General features: G+C 39.7%; 16 protein-coding genes. 8 read left to right on the top strand and 8 right to left on the bottom strand.

Annotated elements, in window-relative coordinates; genetic code table 11:
- The gene (locus AN944_RS03955) at positions 1–465 is read left to right on the top strand and encodes an EVE domain-containing protein (RefSeq protein ID WP_055023296.1); all 465 of its coding nucleotides are present in this window, start codon (positions 1–3) and stop codon (positions 463–465) included.
- Positions 466–475: 10 nt separating this feature from the next.
- Positions 476–790 (top strand): hypothetical protein, encoded by a 315-nt coding sequence (locus tag AN944_RS03950; protein ID WP_055023295.1) that lies wholly within the window; start codon positions 476–478, stop codon positions 788–790.
- Between the two features lie 118 nt (positions 791–908).
- Here the strand turns inward: AN944_RS03950 and AN944_RS03945 are convergent, their stop codons facing one another.
- Positions 909–1,322, bottom strand: a complete 414-nt coding sequence (locus tag AN944_RS03945; protein WP_055023294.1) for a YccF domain-containing protein — start codon at positions 1,320–1,322, stop codon at positions 909–911.
- Between the two features lie 279 nt (positions 1,323–1,601).
- Here AN944_RS03945 and AN944_RS03940 point away from each other — a divergent pair, with 279 nt between their 5' ends.
- Positions 1,602–2,585 carry a 1-aminocyclopropane-1-carboxylate deaminase gene (locus AN944_RS03940; protein ID WP_055023293.1) on the top strand — a complete coding sequence of 328 codons (984 nt, stop codon included), beginning with the start codon at positions 1,602–1,604 and terminating at the stop codon, positions 2,583–2,585.
- A gap of 1,027 nt (positions 2,586–3,612) precedes the next feature.
- On the opposite strand, the gene AN944_RS03935 is transcribed toward AN944_RS03940, so the two are convergent.
- From AN944_RS03935 to AN944_RS03920, 4 genes are all read right to left on the bottom strand, one after another.
- Complete coding sequence (locus tag AN944_RS03935) at positions 3,613–4,308, bottom strand: ChrR family anti-sigma-E factor (RefSeq protein WP_055023292.1); 696 nt, start codon at positions 4,306–4,308, stop codon at positions 3,613–3,615.
- On the bottom strand, positions 4,301–4,981 hold the full coding sequence (locus AN944_RS03930; protein WP_055023291.1) for a sigma-70 family RNA polymerase sigma factor: 681 nt from the start codon (positions 4,979–4,981) through the stop codon (positions 4,301–4,303). Before AN944_RS03930 ends, AN944_RS03935 begins: the two co-directional genes overlap by 8 nt.
- Positions 4,982–5,169: 188 nt before the next feature.
- Positions 5,170–5,718, bottom strand: coding sequence for an LON peptidase substrate-binding domain-containing protein (locus tag AN944_RS03925; protein WP_055023290.1), 549 nt, complete (start codon positions 5,716–5,718; stop codon positions 5,170–5,172).
- A 101-nt stretch (positions 5,719–5,819) separates the two neighbouring features.
- The gene (locus tag AN944_RS03920; protein WP_055023289.1) at positions 5,820–6,356 is read right to left on the bottom strand and encodes a lipocalin family protein; all 537 of its coding nucleotides are present in this window, start codon (positions 6,354–6,356) and stop codon (positions 5,820–5,822) included.
- 247 nt (positions 6,357–6,603) lie between these two features.
- Here AN944_RS03920 and AN944_RS03915 point away from each other — a divergent pair, with 247 nt between their 5' ends.
- Positions 6,604–7,548: a chemotaxis protein CheV gene (locus AN944_RS03915; protein ID WP_055023288.1), complete on the top strand. Its 945-nt coding sequence runs from the start codon at positions 6,604–6,606 to the stop codon at positions 7,546–7,548.
- A gap of 132 nt (positions 7,549–7,680) precedes the next feature.
- On the opposite strand, the gene AN944_RS03910 is transcribed toward AN944_RS03915, so the two are convergent.
- Both AN944_RS03910 and AN944_RS03905 read right to left on the bottom strand, forming a co-directional pair.
- Positions 7,681–8,322, bottom strand: coding sequence for a hypothetical protein (locus tag AN944_RS03910; RefSeq protein ID WP_235530845.1), 642 nt, complete (start codon positions 8,320–8,322; stop codon positions 7,681–7,683).
- Between the two features lie 105 nt (positions 8,323–8,427).
- Positions 8,428–8,787 (bottom strand): DUF2750 domain-containing protein, encoded by a 360-nt coding sequence (locus AN944_RS03905; RefSeq protein WP_055023286.1) that lies wholly within the window; start codon positions 8,785–8,787, stop codon positions 8,428–8,430.
- 218 nt (positions 8,788–9,005) lie between these two features.
- On the opposite strand from AN944_RS03905, the gene AN944_RS03900 reads away from it, so the two are divergent.
- The 3 genes from AN944_RS03900 to AN944_RS03890 all read left to right on the top strand — a co-directional run bounded on the left by AN944_RS03900 (position 9,006) and on the right by AN944_RS03890 (position 11,260).
- On the top strand, positions 9,006–10,223 hold the full coding sequence (locus AN944_RS03900; protein WP_055023285.1) for a lytic murein transglycosylase: 1,218 nt from the start codon (positions 9,006–9,008) through the stop codon (positions 10,221–10,223).
- Positions 10,224–10,430: 207 nt separating this feature from the next.
- The gene (locus AN944_RS03895; protein WP_055023284.1) at positions 10,431–10,913 is read left to right on the top strand and encodes a peptidylprolyl isomerase; all 483 of its coding nucleotides are present in this window, start codon (positions 10,431–10,433) and stop codon (positions 10,911–10,913) included.
- Positions 10,914–11,032: 119 nt separating this feature from the next.
- Entirely contained in the window at positions 11,033–11,260 is a 228-nt protein-coding gene (locus tag AN944_RS03890; RefSeq protein WP_055023283.1) for a DUF3389 family protein, read from the top strand.
- A gap of 183 nt (positions 11,261–11,443) precedes the next feature.
- Here AN944_RS03890 and AN944_RS03885 read toward each other — a convergent pair whose 3' ends face one another.
- The gene (locus AN944_RS03885) at positions 11,444–12,472 is read right to left on the bottom strand and encodes a glutathione S-transferase family protein (RefSeq protein ID WP_055023282.1); all 1,029 of its coding nucleotides are present in this window, start codon (positions 12,470–12,472) and stop codon (positions 11,444–11,446) included.
- Between the two features lie 477 nt (positions 12,473–12,949).
- On the opposite strand from AN944_RS03885, the gene ushA reads away from it, so the two are divergent.
- The gene (gene ushA / locus AN944_RS03880) at positions 12,950–14,662 is read left to right on the top strand and encodes a bifunctional UDP-sugar hydrolase/5'-nucleotidase UshA (RefSeq protein WP_055023281.1); all 1,713 of its coding nucleotides are present in this window, start codon (positions 12,950–12,952) and stop codon (positions 14,660–14,662) included.
- The last annotated feature ends 86 nt before the right edge of the window (positions 14,663–14,748 follow it).

The raw sequence follows: 14,748 nt of genomic DNA, 5'->3' as shown, positions 1-14,748 counted from the left end.
ATGGCGTATTGGTTAATGAAGTCTGAGCCAGACGAGTTCAGTATTGACGATTTACAGCAATGTGAAAACCAAACTGAACCTTGGGAAGGGATCCGTAATTACCAAGCGCGTAACTTTTTACGTGATGCGGTAAAAGTGGGCGATACGGTATTGTTTTATCATTCCAGTTGCAAAGTGCCGGGTATTGTTGGCTTGGCGACAGTATCATCTGAGCCTTATCCCGACCAGAGTGCTTTTGATAATGAGTCAAGTTATTATGATCCTAAATCAGATATTGAAAATCCGCGCTGGGTTGCTGTGGATTTAACTTATCGGCAAACCTTTAAGCAGATTATTACCTTAAAAGCGCTTAAAGCTGATCCTCAACTTGCTGATATGGTATTAGTGAGTAAAGGGGCAAGGTTGAGTGTTCAACCTGTGACTGAAGCAGAATTTCAGCATATTGTTAGTGTGTTAGCGTCATAGGAGAAAGTGCATGTCGTGGACATGCGAAAATTGTAATACCGTCATTGATGATGGCTTTCAAGTTTGTTGGAATTGTAACTGTGAAAAAGGTCAACCAGCGCCAGTCGCTTCACCTAACAAAGCGAGTATTGATTGTATTCGATGCAAGAGTAGCCTTACATTTATTTGTACTAAAAGTTTTCATGAAGGTACGCGCTGGGGCGTTTTAGGTGAACTTGGCGAGCTGTTTGTTAATAAAGAAGATTTTGATATGTTTGCCTGTAAATCTTGTGGCAAAGTAGAGTTTTTTATTGCTGGTTTTAACCACAAAAATAACGAAATTTAGAATGGTTTACTCTATTTAAAACTGAACAGAAACACCTCATAATCTGCTAGCTGAATATAAGGTGTTTTTGTTTTAACGCTACTGTCCAATATCTTTGCTTTCAGTCATAAGTGACCTGTTAGTAGCTTTCTTTTGCCACAACGGTTTGGCCAATTGGTGTTAAGCTCAGTAGTGCGAGTTTTACGTGTTGTATTGCAAACGGAATACCGATAATGGTAACAAAGCAAGCTACAGCATGGGTTAAGTGACCAATCGCGAGCCAAATACCACAGAATAAGAACCAAATAACGTTGCCAATCATGCCCAATGGACCAGTACCAATATCTTCAAATCCTTTTAAATGTTTACGGTTAACGTTTTCTTGTCCAAATGGCCAGAACGCCATTTCACCAATCACGAAGCAAGCACGGCCAAATGGAATACCAATAATACTGATAAAACACAATAAGCCTGCTAGCCACCATGCTAGACCCATTACAAATCCGCCCATGATGAACCATGCGATATTAAAAATTAATCTCAAGACTGACATTGGTGCTCCCTAAGTCATACAAAACTGGTTAATGAAATGACCAATATTCCATTGGTGATAATAATCACTAGAAAGCCAAAACTATGCCAATATTTTTATTAGCTTTTCTGTTTCTTTTAAGTGGTTGATAATTATTGGTTTTATTTTTATTTATTTAGAGGGTTAGAAGACATTACTTGACTTAGTTTGGGCTGTCGACAATTGATGATAGCGAAAATCGCTAATAGTTAGTTAAAATACCACTACAGACTATAACTCTTTATTTAAGCGACGTTACTTATGTTTGCAGCTGGCTCTAATGTATCTCTTGCGGATATCTCAATCGACACGCCCGTTGATAAAATGAGATTTGCTGATCGTGAGGTTTTTGTTAAGCGAGATGACTTGATTCATCCTGATTTTAGCGGAAACAAAGCCCGTAAGTTTCAATTCTTCTTGACCCAGGACTTTCCTCATATCAATAAGGTTATTGGATACGGTTCACCTCAAGCTAATTCATTACATTCACTTGCAGTGCTGGCTAAGTTGCGCGGATGGCAGTTAGATTATCATGTGGATCATATCGCTGATTATCTTAAACAAAACCCACAGGGGAACTACCTAGCAGCGCTTAATAATGGCGCCAATATTGTCGAGAAACCTAAACATGTAAGCGGCAATCTTGATAGCTATGTGTCTGACTTAGCGAAGCAAGCATCTGCGAATGAGATCTATATTCCTGAAGGTGGACGATGTGAGTATGCTGCAGAAGGGCTTGAAGCATTAGGCCAGCAAATTTTGAGTTGGATGCATCAGCAGAATATGACTAGATTAAATCTGTTTTTGCCTTCAGGTACGGGCACAACAGCATTATTCTTGCAACGATTTTTTAAGCGCTACCTTCCGCAGGCGAGTCAGCCAACTGTAACAGTTAATGTAATAACCTGCAGTTGCGTGGGGGGAGACAATTACCTAACGCATCAGTTTAGTCAGCTAACATCACAGAGTGAGTTTCACCCGCATATTGTATCAAATGGCACTAAGTATCACTTTGGAAAGCTTAATCGACAGTGTTATGACATGTGGCGTCGTGTGCGTGATTCTGGCATTGAGTTTGAGTTACTTTATGATCCAGTTGGATTTATCATGCTGGAGCACTTTTTAAATAAAGATTATAAAGCGGAAACTGTCGATAATACTTGGCCTGTTATGTATTTACACCAAGGTGGTTTATTGGGTAATCCAAGTATGCTAGCTAGGTATATACGCAAATATGGTCAGTAAGTTAACTGTAGCTAAAGAAAGTTGTTTAAGTATTAGTGCTGGAAGTGAAGCGAATGGGGTTGTTTCATGTTGCTCAGTTCTAATAAACGTCCGGTAAAGTGTGAGAGGAAATACCGAGAAGCGATGTTTATTGAGTAACTGAGCAAATGAATAACGCAAGCGTTATGGAAGGTGTTACTTGTTAGCCGTTATCAACCATTTCATAAATTTTAACGCTTCAGTGCGTTTTGAAAAAGTTGTTTTAGTTTTACCTTGGCTGTCAGTAAAAGCTATTGAGTTTTTGTTTGATGATATTGAATTTACAGGGAAATTGACTGTAATTTCGTGACCATTAATGTTGTATGACATATGCCACACTCCTTTTTTTAATTTTCACCTATCTGGTGAGTAAGTAATAACAATAAATATCCTTAAGCAGTTGTGTTGCGTAAGTTTGGGCTTATTGAAGCTAATGTGTGTGCTTAAGTTAACTGTGCTTATTACACTGACAAGTCGTGTTGATTATTTATTTTAATCGCCAACTTACTTGCTTTGTCTAGTTGAACACAGGCATATGACAAACAAATGACAATGTTTAACCAAAAGGCGTGACTTGTAGTGTGGGTTTACGAGTGCAGTTATGAATAACAGAAGGGTAAACAGTTAAATACAAGTTAACTTAATAACATTGTGGATAATATGCGTATATTTTTAATATAGCAATACATATTTTACAAAATAGAACAGTTTAAGACTAAAAGGTGAGCGATACGTCTTTTTGTCGTATAAAAACCAAGCTAAAACTGAAAGGGTGTTGATAAAGTTACACTAATTCAGTGTGCTAATGAGTGGTTAACTTCGCTATTTTGTTAAATGGTATCCCTCAATTATGTCATTTCGTATCGAGTTTACGATCGTTTAAACATAAGGTTTGAGCATTGTTATTAAGAAGCCTACTTTAAAAGCTGATTACCTAGTATTAATTCGCTAATTATCAAAATAGAACAGCCTGAAACACAGGCTGTTTATGAACATTTTGATAGGCTATTTAGTAAATTAGTTCACCGATTGGATTAAGCAATTTACTGATACCTTTAGTAAAGTATAAAGGTGCATCGACGACGGTATAACATAAACAACCATCAATGGTTTTAGGACTATGTTCATGCTCAGAATCAAGCATGATAAAGTCACCGGCTGTATAGGTATTGTACTCGTCACTAAATTCGCCAGCGAGTAACAAGGTTAGCTCTTGACCTTTGTGGCTGTGCTGTGGGATTTCACCATTTTCAGCAATGTGCAGCAGGCTCGCCCTCGCTTGCTTTTCACCTGTGTCTAATCGTATCCGGTTGACCTTACCGATACCTTGCCAGCTGTTGTTAATTTGCTGGCTAAATGCTCGAGGTAAGGTGTATTCATGTCCTTTAATCGATACGTTAACATGGCTAGCAACATGAGTTTGATTACTTGCTTCAACTTCTTTTGCTTCAAGTACGTCATCTTGCATCATGTCAGCGAGTAGGGCATCTAAGTCTGCGTCTAAATCAGAACTATCAGTGTCGATAGAGGACATCGGCGCGAGTGAAAAGCTGTCGTCTGAAGCTTTTAAAGTTAACGCCATTAATTGCTCAGTGCATTGGGGGCACAGCTCACAATGTGCTGATACCGCGATAGATAAAGATAACGGTAATTGACCCTTCGCATGGAGCGATAACAATTCCTGATTTGGGTGGTACTTAATCATAATGTTTCTCCATGAAGCCTTTTAACTTTTCTAAACCTAAACGTAATCTTGATTTGACTGTACCAATGGGCACTTTTAATTTGTCAGCGAGCTCTTGCTGCGTTAATTCTTGCATGTAGATGCCTTGAACCACTTGCTTTTGTAACGGAGGTAAGTCATCAACATGTTTTAGTAATGTGGCTGATAATTTGAAGTCGTTATCGGTTTCATCACTCTCATCAGATTCAAATAGTGGCCAAATGTCATCACCGTACGCATCTTCACGATTATTTTGTACTTTACGAAGCATGTCGAAGCATTGATTTCGCATAACGGTAAACACCCAGGTACTCACAGCGGCTTTATCGGCGTTGTATAAATGCGCTTTGGTCCACACTCGTGTCATGGTTTCTTGAACGAGATCCATTGCTAAACCTTGTTGGCTTAAACGCTGAACCCCAAAGGCACGAATTTTGGGAGAAAAATGAGCAAATAACTTGGCGAAAGCAGCTTTACTACGCTGGTTGGCCACTTGCATCATCAAATCTGCAAGGTACTTGGCTTCATCGTTGCTGGCTTGATTATCAATTGCGTTATTGTCACTGGAATCATTTGTCGTCATGGCATTATTAATTTTAGATAACATGCCTTTATCATAACGACTTTGAACAGTTTGTGATTGAAAATTTTCCATTTATTTTCGCTCGCATATTCAGACGTTGGTGATGTACATAAATGACGAAAGGGTTTGTATTAGCTGTATTAGCATTTGTTTTACCAATCAATCATGCACTTGTTATTTACCATTACGTGAGACGGCAGGAATGGATCAAAAAATTTCTAGAAAGAGTATAAAGTCAGTGTTTGTGGTAATAGCTTGGGTTACTTAATGATGCTTGTAAGTAATTCTTCGGTCATTTTATGGTTATGACTATTAATGCATTGATATTTTTCTTCTGCGGTAATTGGCATTATTTCTAACCAACGCTGGCATACCCAGGACATGTTATCGAAATCTTGTTTATTGTAATGGGACAGCTGTGCTGGGTATTGTTCAAGTATTTGCTGCAAGGTTTCGCTTAAGAACTTCTGATTGGGCACGATATCAGAATTTGGCCAATCAGGTAACAGGCTTACGTTGCCACGTTTAAGGCCATCATCTTCGATGTTGAAATCATTGATTTTGAATCGCTGCTGTCCTTGGATACTGATCCCGAGTAAACCATCATCTAACGTTTCAAAATCAATAATGTGTACCCAAGTACCGATTGGCATTAGTTCGTTTTTGCTGTTTAGCATACACAGTCCAAAACCTTCGCCAGACTTCAATGACTCAGTCACTAGACGTTTGTAGCGTTGTTCAAAAATTCTAAGTTGCGTAAATCCCTGAGGTAGTAAGCAAATCGAAAGCGGAAACAAAGGTAGTATCATAACAGCACCTATATGATGAAAGTGTTATTTGTCGGCTAAGGTTTATTTTTAAATCAACTATATATACGTATACTAATAACACTATGATCATTATTTATTGGTTAGTTTTGGCTTACCCAAATAAGGTCTTGCTCGTTAATGCCCAATGTGCGCATTTTGGACACAAAACGCTGCTTAACATCATCAGAAATCACGGTGTCACGGGCTAAAATCCACGCATATTCGTTATTGGGACCAATGACTAACGATGCTTGATAGTCTCCGTTATCGTCTTTAACTAAATCGTGGATTTGATATGCACCATAAAACGGGCCGAAGAAAGAGACTTTTAAGCGACCTATTTTGTCAGATTCAATGAAGTAGGCTTTACCTTCTGCTTCTTTCCATTTTTGTGCGTCTGTTAAGTACCCTTTATTGATCACTATGACTTTGTCGCCTTCTACACTGTAATTAGCGGTGACTTGGTTCATACCTCGCTCAAAGGAGTGATCGAGTCTAGCTATTTCGTGCCATGTACCTAAGTAATTGGTTAGCTGAAAATCATCCACAACGTCGACTTTAGTGTCGAGCATGGTGCAAGCACTGGTAGATAAAAGTAATACAGCAGAGGCGATAGTTTTAATGAATTGTTTACGCATCATATTTCCTTTATGTCTGTAGCAAGGGGCTTTTTCTGATGTCAGCCAAAGACTTCAGTAATTTAAACTAATGATACGTCGATTTTGGCCGATAAGATCTTATTCAAAATGTGATTGTTTAATTTACATGCAAATTGGTATGTTTTTCTGCAAAACACTGAGTAATTACGATGAAGTCAGCAGTTTTTTGATGTAAATCATTTTATAATTTACGTGAAGCCGATGTTGAGTTAACTGAGAAATAATAATGAAGAAAGTTCTTGATACTGTAGATCAACGCACCCAGCTAGTGGGTGAGAACCGGTTGGAATTACTACTGTTCAAAATAAGCGCAACTCAATTATTCGCAATTAATGTCTTTAAAGTCAAAGAAGTCGTTAAGTTACCAACGCTCAGTGCCTTACCAGGTAGTAATAGCAATATTAGTGGCGTAGCCAACATACGTGGTATGTCGATACCTGTGATAAATCTGCGAGGAGCGATTGGGTTTAGCCCGATGCCTGTATCTGAAGATTGTAACCTAATTATTACCGAATATAATCGCAGTGTGCAGGGCTTTTTAGTAGGCAAAGTTGAGCATATCGTTAATATGACCTGGAGCGACATTATGCCGCCGCCAAAGTCAGCGGGCGCGAACAACTACCTCACTGCAATAACCAAGTTAACCGAGAATGATGTTGAGCGATTGGTGTCTATCATTGATGTCGAAAAGGTGCTTGCTGAAATTATTGATTACGATATTAGTTTGTCAGATGGCGTATTAGATGAACAACTTGCAGAGCATATGCCGGGTAAAAAAGTGCTTATTGTTGATGATTCCTCTACGGCAAGAAAACAAGTCAGAGACACATTAAGTCAGTTAGGTATTGAAATTATTGAAGCGTCGGATGGCTTGCAAGCGTTACACTATTTACAAAAGTTAACTGCAGAAGGCATTGATGTCACTACTGAGTTTTTGATGATAATAACTGATGCGGAAATGCCTGAAATGGACGGTTATAAGCTTACCTCAGAAATTCGCGCTGATGAGAAAATGAGCGCCTTATATATCACTTTAAACACTTCTCTCAGTGGTAGCTTTAACCATGCAATGGTTGAAAAAGTGGGCTGTGATGAGTTTATTTCAAAATTCCAACCTGATTTATTAGTTGATGTTGTGCAAAAACGATTAAAGACCTTATTGAGTAAATGATTATCGGAATTAGATAATTAAAGTAACAATGAGAGAGTTAACGATTTAAAACGCAAACTATTAAAAATGTCAAAAAATAAAGGCTAATCATTGTTGATTAGCCTTTATTTTTGCCACTGGATTCAAGCAAGATTATTGTTCAAACTCTTCTTTAACTTGTTGTAACAATAGCTTTTGATGCTCACGGGTAATACCAATGTTCATGCGGCATAACCTGATAGCGTAAGCAAATTTCTCTTTGCCGACAATGTTGAGGAGTTCGCAAAGTAAATGCTTATTCAATGACAGTGTGTCGCAGTAATGAGTAATGGCTTTATTTAATGAATTAAAACTAAGTCCGTCAAATTCAAACTGGGGTTGGTAGCCTTGCTCAATATCAATACCATTAAGTACTAACGGCCAACCTTTGGCGTTGATGCGTCCTTTGGCTATTTGATACATCATCCACGCACTTTCTTTAAAGCCTGATAAAATACGGCAGTCAAACCCAGACTCTGCTAGCTCTTCTTCAGTCCAATTAATACCAATGGCCAAGTCTTTGTGGTAAATCTTCATTAAATCGTCTTTAACGGCATCACGGCAATCCCAGATCGACGTTAAGAGCTGCTTTTTAGCAAGCCGACTGCATTCAGTGCATGCGGGTAGCGTTAGCGAAGGATGTGGCGTGCTTGGTTTTGCATAATAGCTGAACACATCATTGCATGGCTCTGCACAAAACCAACATTGATGTCTGAGATCAAAAGGAATGTCGACTAAAGGAGGTAAATGATTCACTACTGGCCTATATGACATGACGTTATATAAAAAAGCTGCCAAGCATCACAGGTTTGCGATGACATCTAGCAGCTTTGTATTATGTGGCTGTTAACAGCGCAGTGCTTATTCCGCTTCTACGTCTACAAGCTCTTTAGCAAGGACGATAGGGTCAACTTCTACACAATCTTCGTTAGCAACCCAATCAATACCGACTAATACGCCGTCTTCATTTAAGTCGCCAACCCAATACTCTAAAAACTCATTTAAACTGATTTGTACCGCTTTATAGTCTGCCCATTCTTCAGTACAGTGGCCAGCAGCTTGTGCTTCAGTTGACCATAATGGCATCACATCAGTTTCTTCAAATTCAGAAGAGTCACAGACAACCCAACCTTCGCCCGTTTCATCGGCTAAGCCCCAAAGGACTTGGTGTTCTTTAACGTTCTCAATAAAGCTTGCAACAGCAGGGGTTTGTTCAATCATGATTAGTCTCTTTGATGAATTCAATTAACGTGTCGATTATACGGTAACTCTATTCAATACAAAACACTATTAATCTAATGTGACAAAAGCTGATGAAACATGAAGCTTAATTAACCAGATAAACACATAATTTCGATATTTAAGCCGTATAGGCTCTTGTTTCCTGTATCGCTATCAGTCACGATGTGGACAGTCATTATTTGTAGAAGTATTCATTTATGGTGAGTTCACAGTATTCTTCCGTTTTAAAGTCAGCGTTATTCTTTTCTAGCTGTTTTGTTAGTCTTCAATCTATTGCAGCTGTTGACGATTTTTCCCAATGTGTCGATAAACTCAAAGTAACAGCACGCAGTGAGGGTTTGTCTGAGCAAACTATCAATACTAGCGTGGCTAACCTGAAGTTTATTCCTCGTGTTATTGAGCTTGATAACCAGCAACCAGAATTTAGTCAAACCTTTGGTAATTACTTTAATAAACGCGTAACTGATTGGCGTGTAAAAGAAGGTCGTCGGTTACTGGCTGAAAACCGTGAATTACTTAACAAGTTAACTAAAGAGTATGGCGTTCCTGGGCAATACATTATTTCGTTCTGGGGGTTAGAAACTAACTTTGGCGGCTATAAAGGTAAAATGTCGGTGCTCAATTCGCTAGCAACATTAGCGTGCGATCCACGACGCAGTGACTACTTTACTAATGAATTAATGCAAGCATTAAAATTAAAAGAAAAGTATAACTTTGACGATGCGACCATGGTTGGCTCATGGGCTGGCGCTATGGGGCATACCCAATTTATGCCGACAAACTATGCCAAATATGCTGTAGATGGCGATGGCGATGGTAAAGTGGATTTATGGAACAGCACCGCAGATGCATTAACGTCAGCGGCGAACTTTTTACAGCAATTAGGTTGGAAAGCTAACGAGCGCTGGGGTCGAGAAGTGACCTTGCCCGAGAATTATGATTATCAATATCTTGGACGAAAACACTCACAGCCTTTAACCCAGTGGGCTGCATTGAATATCACCCAAACTAGCGGCAAGCCGTTATCAACTCCTGACATGAAAGCCTCTTTGTATGTTCCATCTGGTCATACAGGGCCTGCGTTTTTAGGCTATGACAATTTTGATGTGATTATGCGTTGGAATCGTTCAGAGTTTTATGCCATTGCAGTCGGTCATTTGGCAGATCGTATCAATGGCGCTGCCCCTTTACATGTTAGTGCGCCAGAGCATGGTATGTTCAATCGTAGTGATATTAAAGTAATGCAAGCCAAATTAAATGAACTTGGTTTTGATGTGGGTAAACCAGACGGTGTGCTGGGGCGTAATTCAATTGCTGGTGTACAGGCATTTCAGCGCAGCAAAAATTTAATTGCTGATGGTTTTCCTGATGAGAAAACCTTTGCCGCATTGGGAATGGATATTGGTAACCAATAACCCAGAGTCCATATAACGGTCAGTAACGCAGCGAAGTGAGCGATAAGCAAGATAGGTATCAAAAAGTCATGAGTCGTGTTGTTTGATTACCAGATAATCGCTAAATCACTACCAAAGCCGATTAACATCGGCTTTTTGCTGGCAGCTTGTTAGTCGATTTGTTAAGCTGCGGCAACTATTGAAATCGAAGTGAATTAAGGATATTCGATGACAGCTCAAGATAATATGGTAGTGCGCTTTAACTACACATTACGCGATGAACAAGGCGAAGTAATTGAAACCAACGAAGGTGGTTCGCCAATCGCTTATTTACATGGCCATGACAACATGATGCCGGGTATTGAAGATGCCATTGCTGGCAAAGAAGCTGGCGCGAAATTCAGCGTGACACCGCCTGCAGCAGATACCTATGGTGAACGTATGGAATCGGCTGAGCAGCGAGTGTCGGTTAAGCATTTACAAGGTGCGAAAGTCTGGAAAGCGGGCATGCCTGCGATTGTAAACACTGAGCAAGGTCAACGCCAAGTCACAGTTGTTAAAGTGGGTAAGTTTATGGCGACGATTGATACCAATCATCCTCTATCAGGCCGTGAATTAACTTTTGACATTGAAGTGGTTGATATCCGTGAAGCCACCGATGAAGAGATTGCTCATGGCCATTCACATGGTGAAGGCGGTCATCAGCACTAATCTACACAATATCAACGCCGAGCTAATGCTTTAATAGAGCATTAATGCCAATCCCAAGTGAGTTAATCACTTGGGATTTTTATTTCCAGTATTTTGCTGGTAGAGATTGGATTGTATAAATGATTATTGAGTTTTCTCAAGGTAAATTAGTCGTCACCCCATTTGAAATACAATGTCGTTTAAATGTCAGCAAGGTCGTATTGACCGCTATGGTTGATGACATCAAATGCATTGCTGAACGTTTACTTATTATCGCTGATGCTGGCGCTGTGCGCTGGAGTATTCAGCTTGATAATAATCAGCAGTTTTACGAAACCATTGAGGTTCTGGGCATAGCTCCTGAATAAATGGCTCCTGAATAAATGGCTTCTGAGTAAATGGCTCCTGAGTAAATGGCTCCTGAGTAAATGGCTCCTGAATAAAAACCCCTTGAATAAATGCCCCCTGAATCTATTGTTTCTGAATAAGTGGTTTTTAATCATTTAATCGACGAGAAAAACCCATAAGCAGCAACTGGCTTGCTGCATTTTTTATCGCTTATTTTCTAGCGTATTATTTAACTCATCACGAAAATGTGGCGTCATATAGTCAATGATAGGCCCGGCTGGCACAACTTGGGTGGGATTAATATGCTGGTGGCTATAGTAATAGTGCTGCTTTATATGTTCTTGATTGACGGTTGCTGCAATACCAGGTTGTTGGTATAAGTCTCGTAAATATCCTGATAATTGTGGGTAGGATTCAATAGTACGCAAATTGGTTTTAAAATGACCTACATAGACACTATCAAAACGGATCAAGGTGGTAAATAGTCGCCAGTCGGCTTCGGTGATTGTTGAACCAGTCAAATAGCGTTGTGTCGTAAGGCGTTTCTCTAACGTGTCTAAAGCATCAAACAGCGGGAACACGGCATCATGATACGCTTGCTGTGTCGTGGCAAAACCTGCTCGATAAACACCATTGTTAATCTTGTGATAAACCAGTTCATTAATAGTATCGATTTCACTACGTAATCGCTGCGGGTAATAATCTTCTTGATTGCCAGTTATCAAATTAAACGCACTGTTAAACATACGAATAATTTCAGACGATTCATTACTGACAATGGTTTTATGTTTTTTATCCCAAAGCAGCGGCACTGTGACACGCCCGTTATAATTGGGCTTAGCTTCTTGATAAACTTGATATAAATAGTCTTTTTGCATTAATGGGTCAGAAACTGCACCGCTAATGCTTTTTGCCATAGGTGATTGGTTTTTGCCGCTAAACTCCCATCCGTTACTGAGCATGTGAGGCTCGACCACTGAAACGCTGATATGATCTGTCAATTGCTTTAATTGCAGAAAAATTAAGGTGCGATGAGCCCACGGACAGGCAAGGGATACGTATAAATGGTAACGATTTGATTCCGCTTTAAACCCTGCTTCACCAGTCGGGCCAGCCGAACCATCTTGAGTGATCCAGTTTCTAAGTTGGGCGTCTTCTCTGACAAATGTTCCACCGTTTTCTTTAGTTTCATACCATTGATCGACCCATTGACCGTTTTGTAGTAACCCCATATTACGCACCTAAAATTGATAGTGAATCATTGAGTATAATGGTCGATTAAGTAGAGCATAAGCGCAAAAATATAACCCTATCTATCGATTTTGTAGAAGGGTTAAGTTAATCGGTTCCATTGCTATCGTAATTTACTGAAATGTCAATCTGCTAATTTTGACGTTTAATAGGTCATTGAAGCGTGCGTTTTTGTTTATGCATAATTGAACCAAGCAGATGTTTTGTATAAACCTTCATGAAATTAGCAGTTTATCGGGTTTGTTTTTTTAATGTTCTTAATTCGGAACTGGTTTTTATTTACGGCATTGTTATTGTTGCTAAGTTCGATGTAGTGCCCTTTGTAAGATATTGTTATTATTGAGTTAAATGTCACGTTTTGTCATGTGGATGACATATTACTTTGTCAGTGTTTGATACCATTCAATCAGAGCTGGGTAGCTCGTAAATATAACAATATATTGATTAGGGGTTAGATCATGAAAAATACGTTATACAAAGGATTAGTGGCAACAGCAGTGATTGCTGCCTTATCAGGTTGTAGTAGCGACGACGATAAAGACCAAACAGCATGTGAAGCAGCGGGTGATGCTTGTACTAGCTTTACGGTTATTCATACCAACGACAACCATGGTCGCTTTTGGGAAAACAGCGACGGCGAATATGGCATGGCAGCACGTAAAACGGTGATTGACCAAATTCGTGCAGAGGTAGAAGGCCGTGGTGATGAAACGATTTTATTATCAGGTGGTGACATCAACACTGGTGTACCAGAGTCTGATATGCAAGAAGCGATTCCTGACTTTGTAGGGATGAACTTACTCGGTTATGACGCAATGGCGGTCGGCAACCATGAGTTTGATAACCCGTTAAGTACTTTGGATATGCAATCTACTTTAGCAAACTTCCCAATGCTTGCGGCTAACATTTACGATAAAAATGCGGATGAGCGTTACTTTGAACCTTACCGTGTATTCGATATCAATGGCCTTAAAGTTGCGATTATCGGTTTTACGACTGTAGATACGCCTAAAATCGTGAATCCTGAAAACGTTGAAGATTTAACGTTCACAGATCCTCAAGTTGAGCTGCCAAAAGTATTAGCTGAAATTGAAGCTAACGAAGAAGTCGACATGGTGTTCGCTGTAACACACATGGGTCACTATGCTGATGGCAACCACGGTACAGAGGCACCAGGCGATGTGATGCTAGCTCGCTCAGTAGAAGAAGGGCAGTTGCATGCGATTATCGGTGGTCACTCTCAAAATCCAGTATGTATGGAAGGGGATGAGTACGCAGATTTTGCACCAGGTGATGAATGTAAACCTGATCAGCAAAACGGCACTTACATCATGCAAGCACATGAGTGGGGTAAATACGTAGGCCGCGCTGACTTTGAATATATGGACGGTGAGCTAACGTTAGCCAACTACTCATTGATACCAATTAACTTGAAAGAAGAAGATGATAACGGTGAGTTAGTCTTTATCACTGAAGAAATCGAGAAAGATCAAACGGTTTACGATATGCTAAAACCATATCAAGAACGTGGCCAAGAGTTACTTGATGTCGTGATTTCATACACTGACGGTAAGTTAGAAGGCGACCGTGAAGTGGTGCGTGTTGAGCAAACTAACTTAGGTAACTTGCTTACTACTGCTTACTCTGAATTTGTGACGAATAACTTCAATGTTACAGCTGATTTTGGTGTGATGAATTCAGGTGGTATTCGCGCATCAATTGCTGAAGGTGATATCTCTTACCGTGACGTATTAACTGTACAACCATTTGGTAACTTTGTTGCTTACGTGACAATGACAGGCAGTGAAGTAAAAGATTACTTAGCTAACGTAGCAGTTAAAACCGGTGGTGGTTACCCACAATTGAATAATGTTGCTATGGATGTTCAATGTACTGAAGGTACTGTTGATATCGCTTCATTAGGTGGCCGTGCATTTGATGAACAAGAAAACTATACGTTCTCTGTGATTCATTTCAGTGCTGCTGGTGGTGATGATTACCCAATCATCAATCAACACCCTAACTACATTGATACTCAGTTAACCGATGCTGCAGTATTCCGTGAGTACTTTGTAGCTAATCCTGAGATATCAGCAGAAGATTATGCGCCAGTAGAAGGTCAATTAAACTTTTACCGTGATGGTACGCTAGTTAAAAGCTGTGCTGAATAATAGGTGCTGATAGCAGCCCTTTATTTAAAGAAACGCAGTTAATCAAAAAGGTAGCTTAGGCTACCTTTTTTGTTTTTCATTCTTAA

Source organism: Shewanella sp. P1-14-1 (assembly GCF_001401775.1).
Classification (GTDB): domain Bacteria; phylum Pseudomonadota; class Gammaproteobacteria; order Enterobacterales; family Shewanellaceae; genus Shewanella; species Shewanella japonica.
Note: the sequence above shows the minus strand (reverse complement) of the source record. Positions and strands in the feature narration are given on the sequence as shown.

Excerpts from the sequence above, each read along its gene's own strand:
- AN944_RS03955 (WP_055023296.1), top strand. The coding sequence starts at position 1 with ATGGCGTATTGGTTAATGAAGTCTGAGCCAGACGAGTTCAGTATTGAC.
- AN944_RS03950 (WP_055023295.1), top strand. The coding sequence starts at position 476 with ATGTCGTGGACATGCGAAAATTGTAATACCGTCATTGATGATGGCTTT.
- AN944_RS03945 (WP_055023294.1), bottom strand. The coding sequence starts at position 1,322 with ATGTCAGTCTTGAGATTAATTTTTAATATCGCATGGTTCATCATGGGC.
- AN944_RS03940 (WP_055023293.1), top strand. The coding sequence starts at position 1,602 with ATGTTTGCAGCTGGCTCTAATGTATCTCTTGCGGATATCTCAATCGAC.
- AN944_RS03935 (WP_055023292.1), bottom strand. The coding sequence starts at position 4,308 with ATGATTAAGTACCACCCAAATCAGGAATTGTTATCGCTCCATGCGAAG.
- AN944_RS03930 (WP_055023291.1), bottom strand. The coding sequence starts at position 4,981 with ATGGAAAATTTTCAATCACAAACTGTTCAAAGTCGTTATGATAAAGGC.
- AN944_RS03925 (WP_055023290.1), bottom strand. The coding sequence starts at position 5,718 with ATGATACTACCTTTGTTTCCGCTTTCGATTTGCTTACTACCTCAGGGA.
- AN944_RS03920 (WP_055023289.1), bottom strand. The coding sequence starts at position 6,356 with ATGCGTAAACAATTCATTAAAACTATCGCCTCTGCTGTATTACTTTTA.
- AN944_RS03915 (WP_055023288.1), top strand. The coding sequence starts at position 6,604 with ATGAAGAAAGTTCTTGATACTGTAGATCAACGCACCCAGCTAGTGGGT.
- AN944_RS03905 (WP_055023286.1), bottom strand. The coding sequence starts at position 8,787 with ATGATTGAACAAACCCCTGCTGTTGCAAGCTTTATTGAGAACGTTAAA.
- AN944_RS03900 (WP_055023285.1), top strand. The coding sequence starts at position 9,006 with ATGGTGAGTTCACAGTATTCTTCCGTTTTAAAGTCAGCGTTATTCTTT.
- AN944_RS03895 (WP_055023284.1), top strand. The coding sequence starts at position 10,431 with ATGACAGCTCAAGATAATATGGTAGTGCGCTTTAACTACACATTACGC.
- AN944_RS03890 (WP_055023283.1), top strand. The coding sequence starts at position 11,033 with ATGATTATTGAGTTTTCTCAAGGTAAATTAGTCGTCACCCCATTTGAA.
- AN944_RS03885 (WP_055023282.1), bottom strand. The coding sequence starts at position 12,472 with ATGGGGTTACTACAAAACGGTCAATGGGTCGATCAATGGTATGAAACT.
- ushA (WP_055023281.1), top strand. The coding sequence starts at position 12,950 with ATGAAAAATACGTTATACAAAGGATTAGTGGCAACAGCAGTGATTGCT.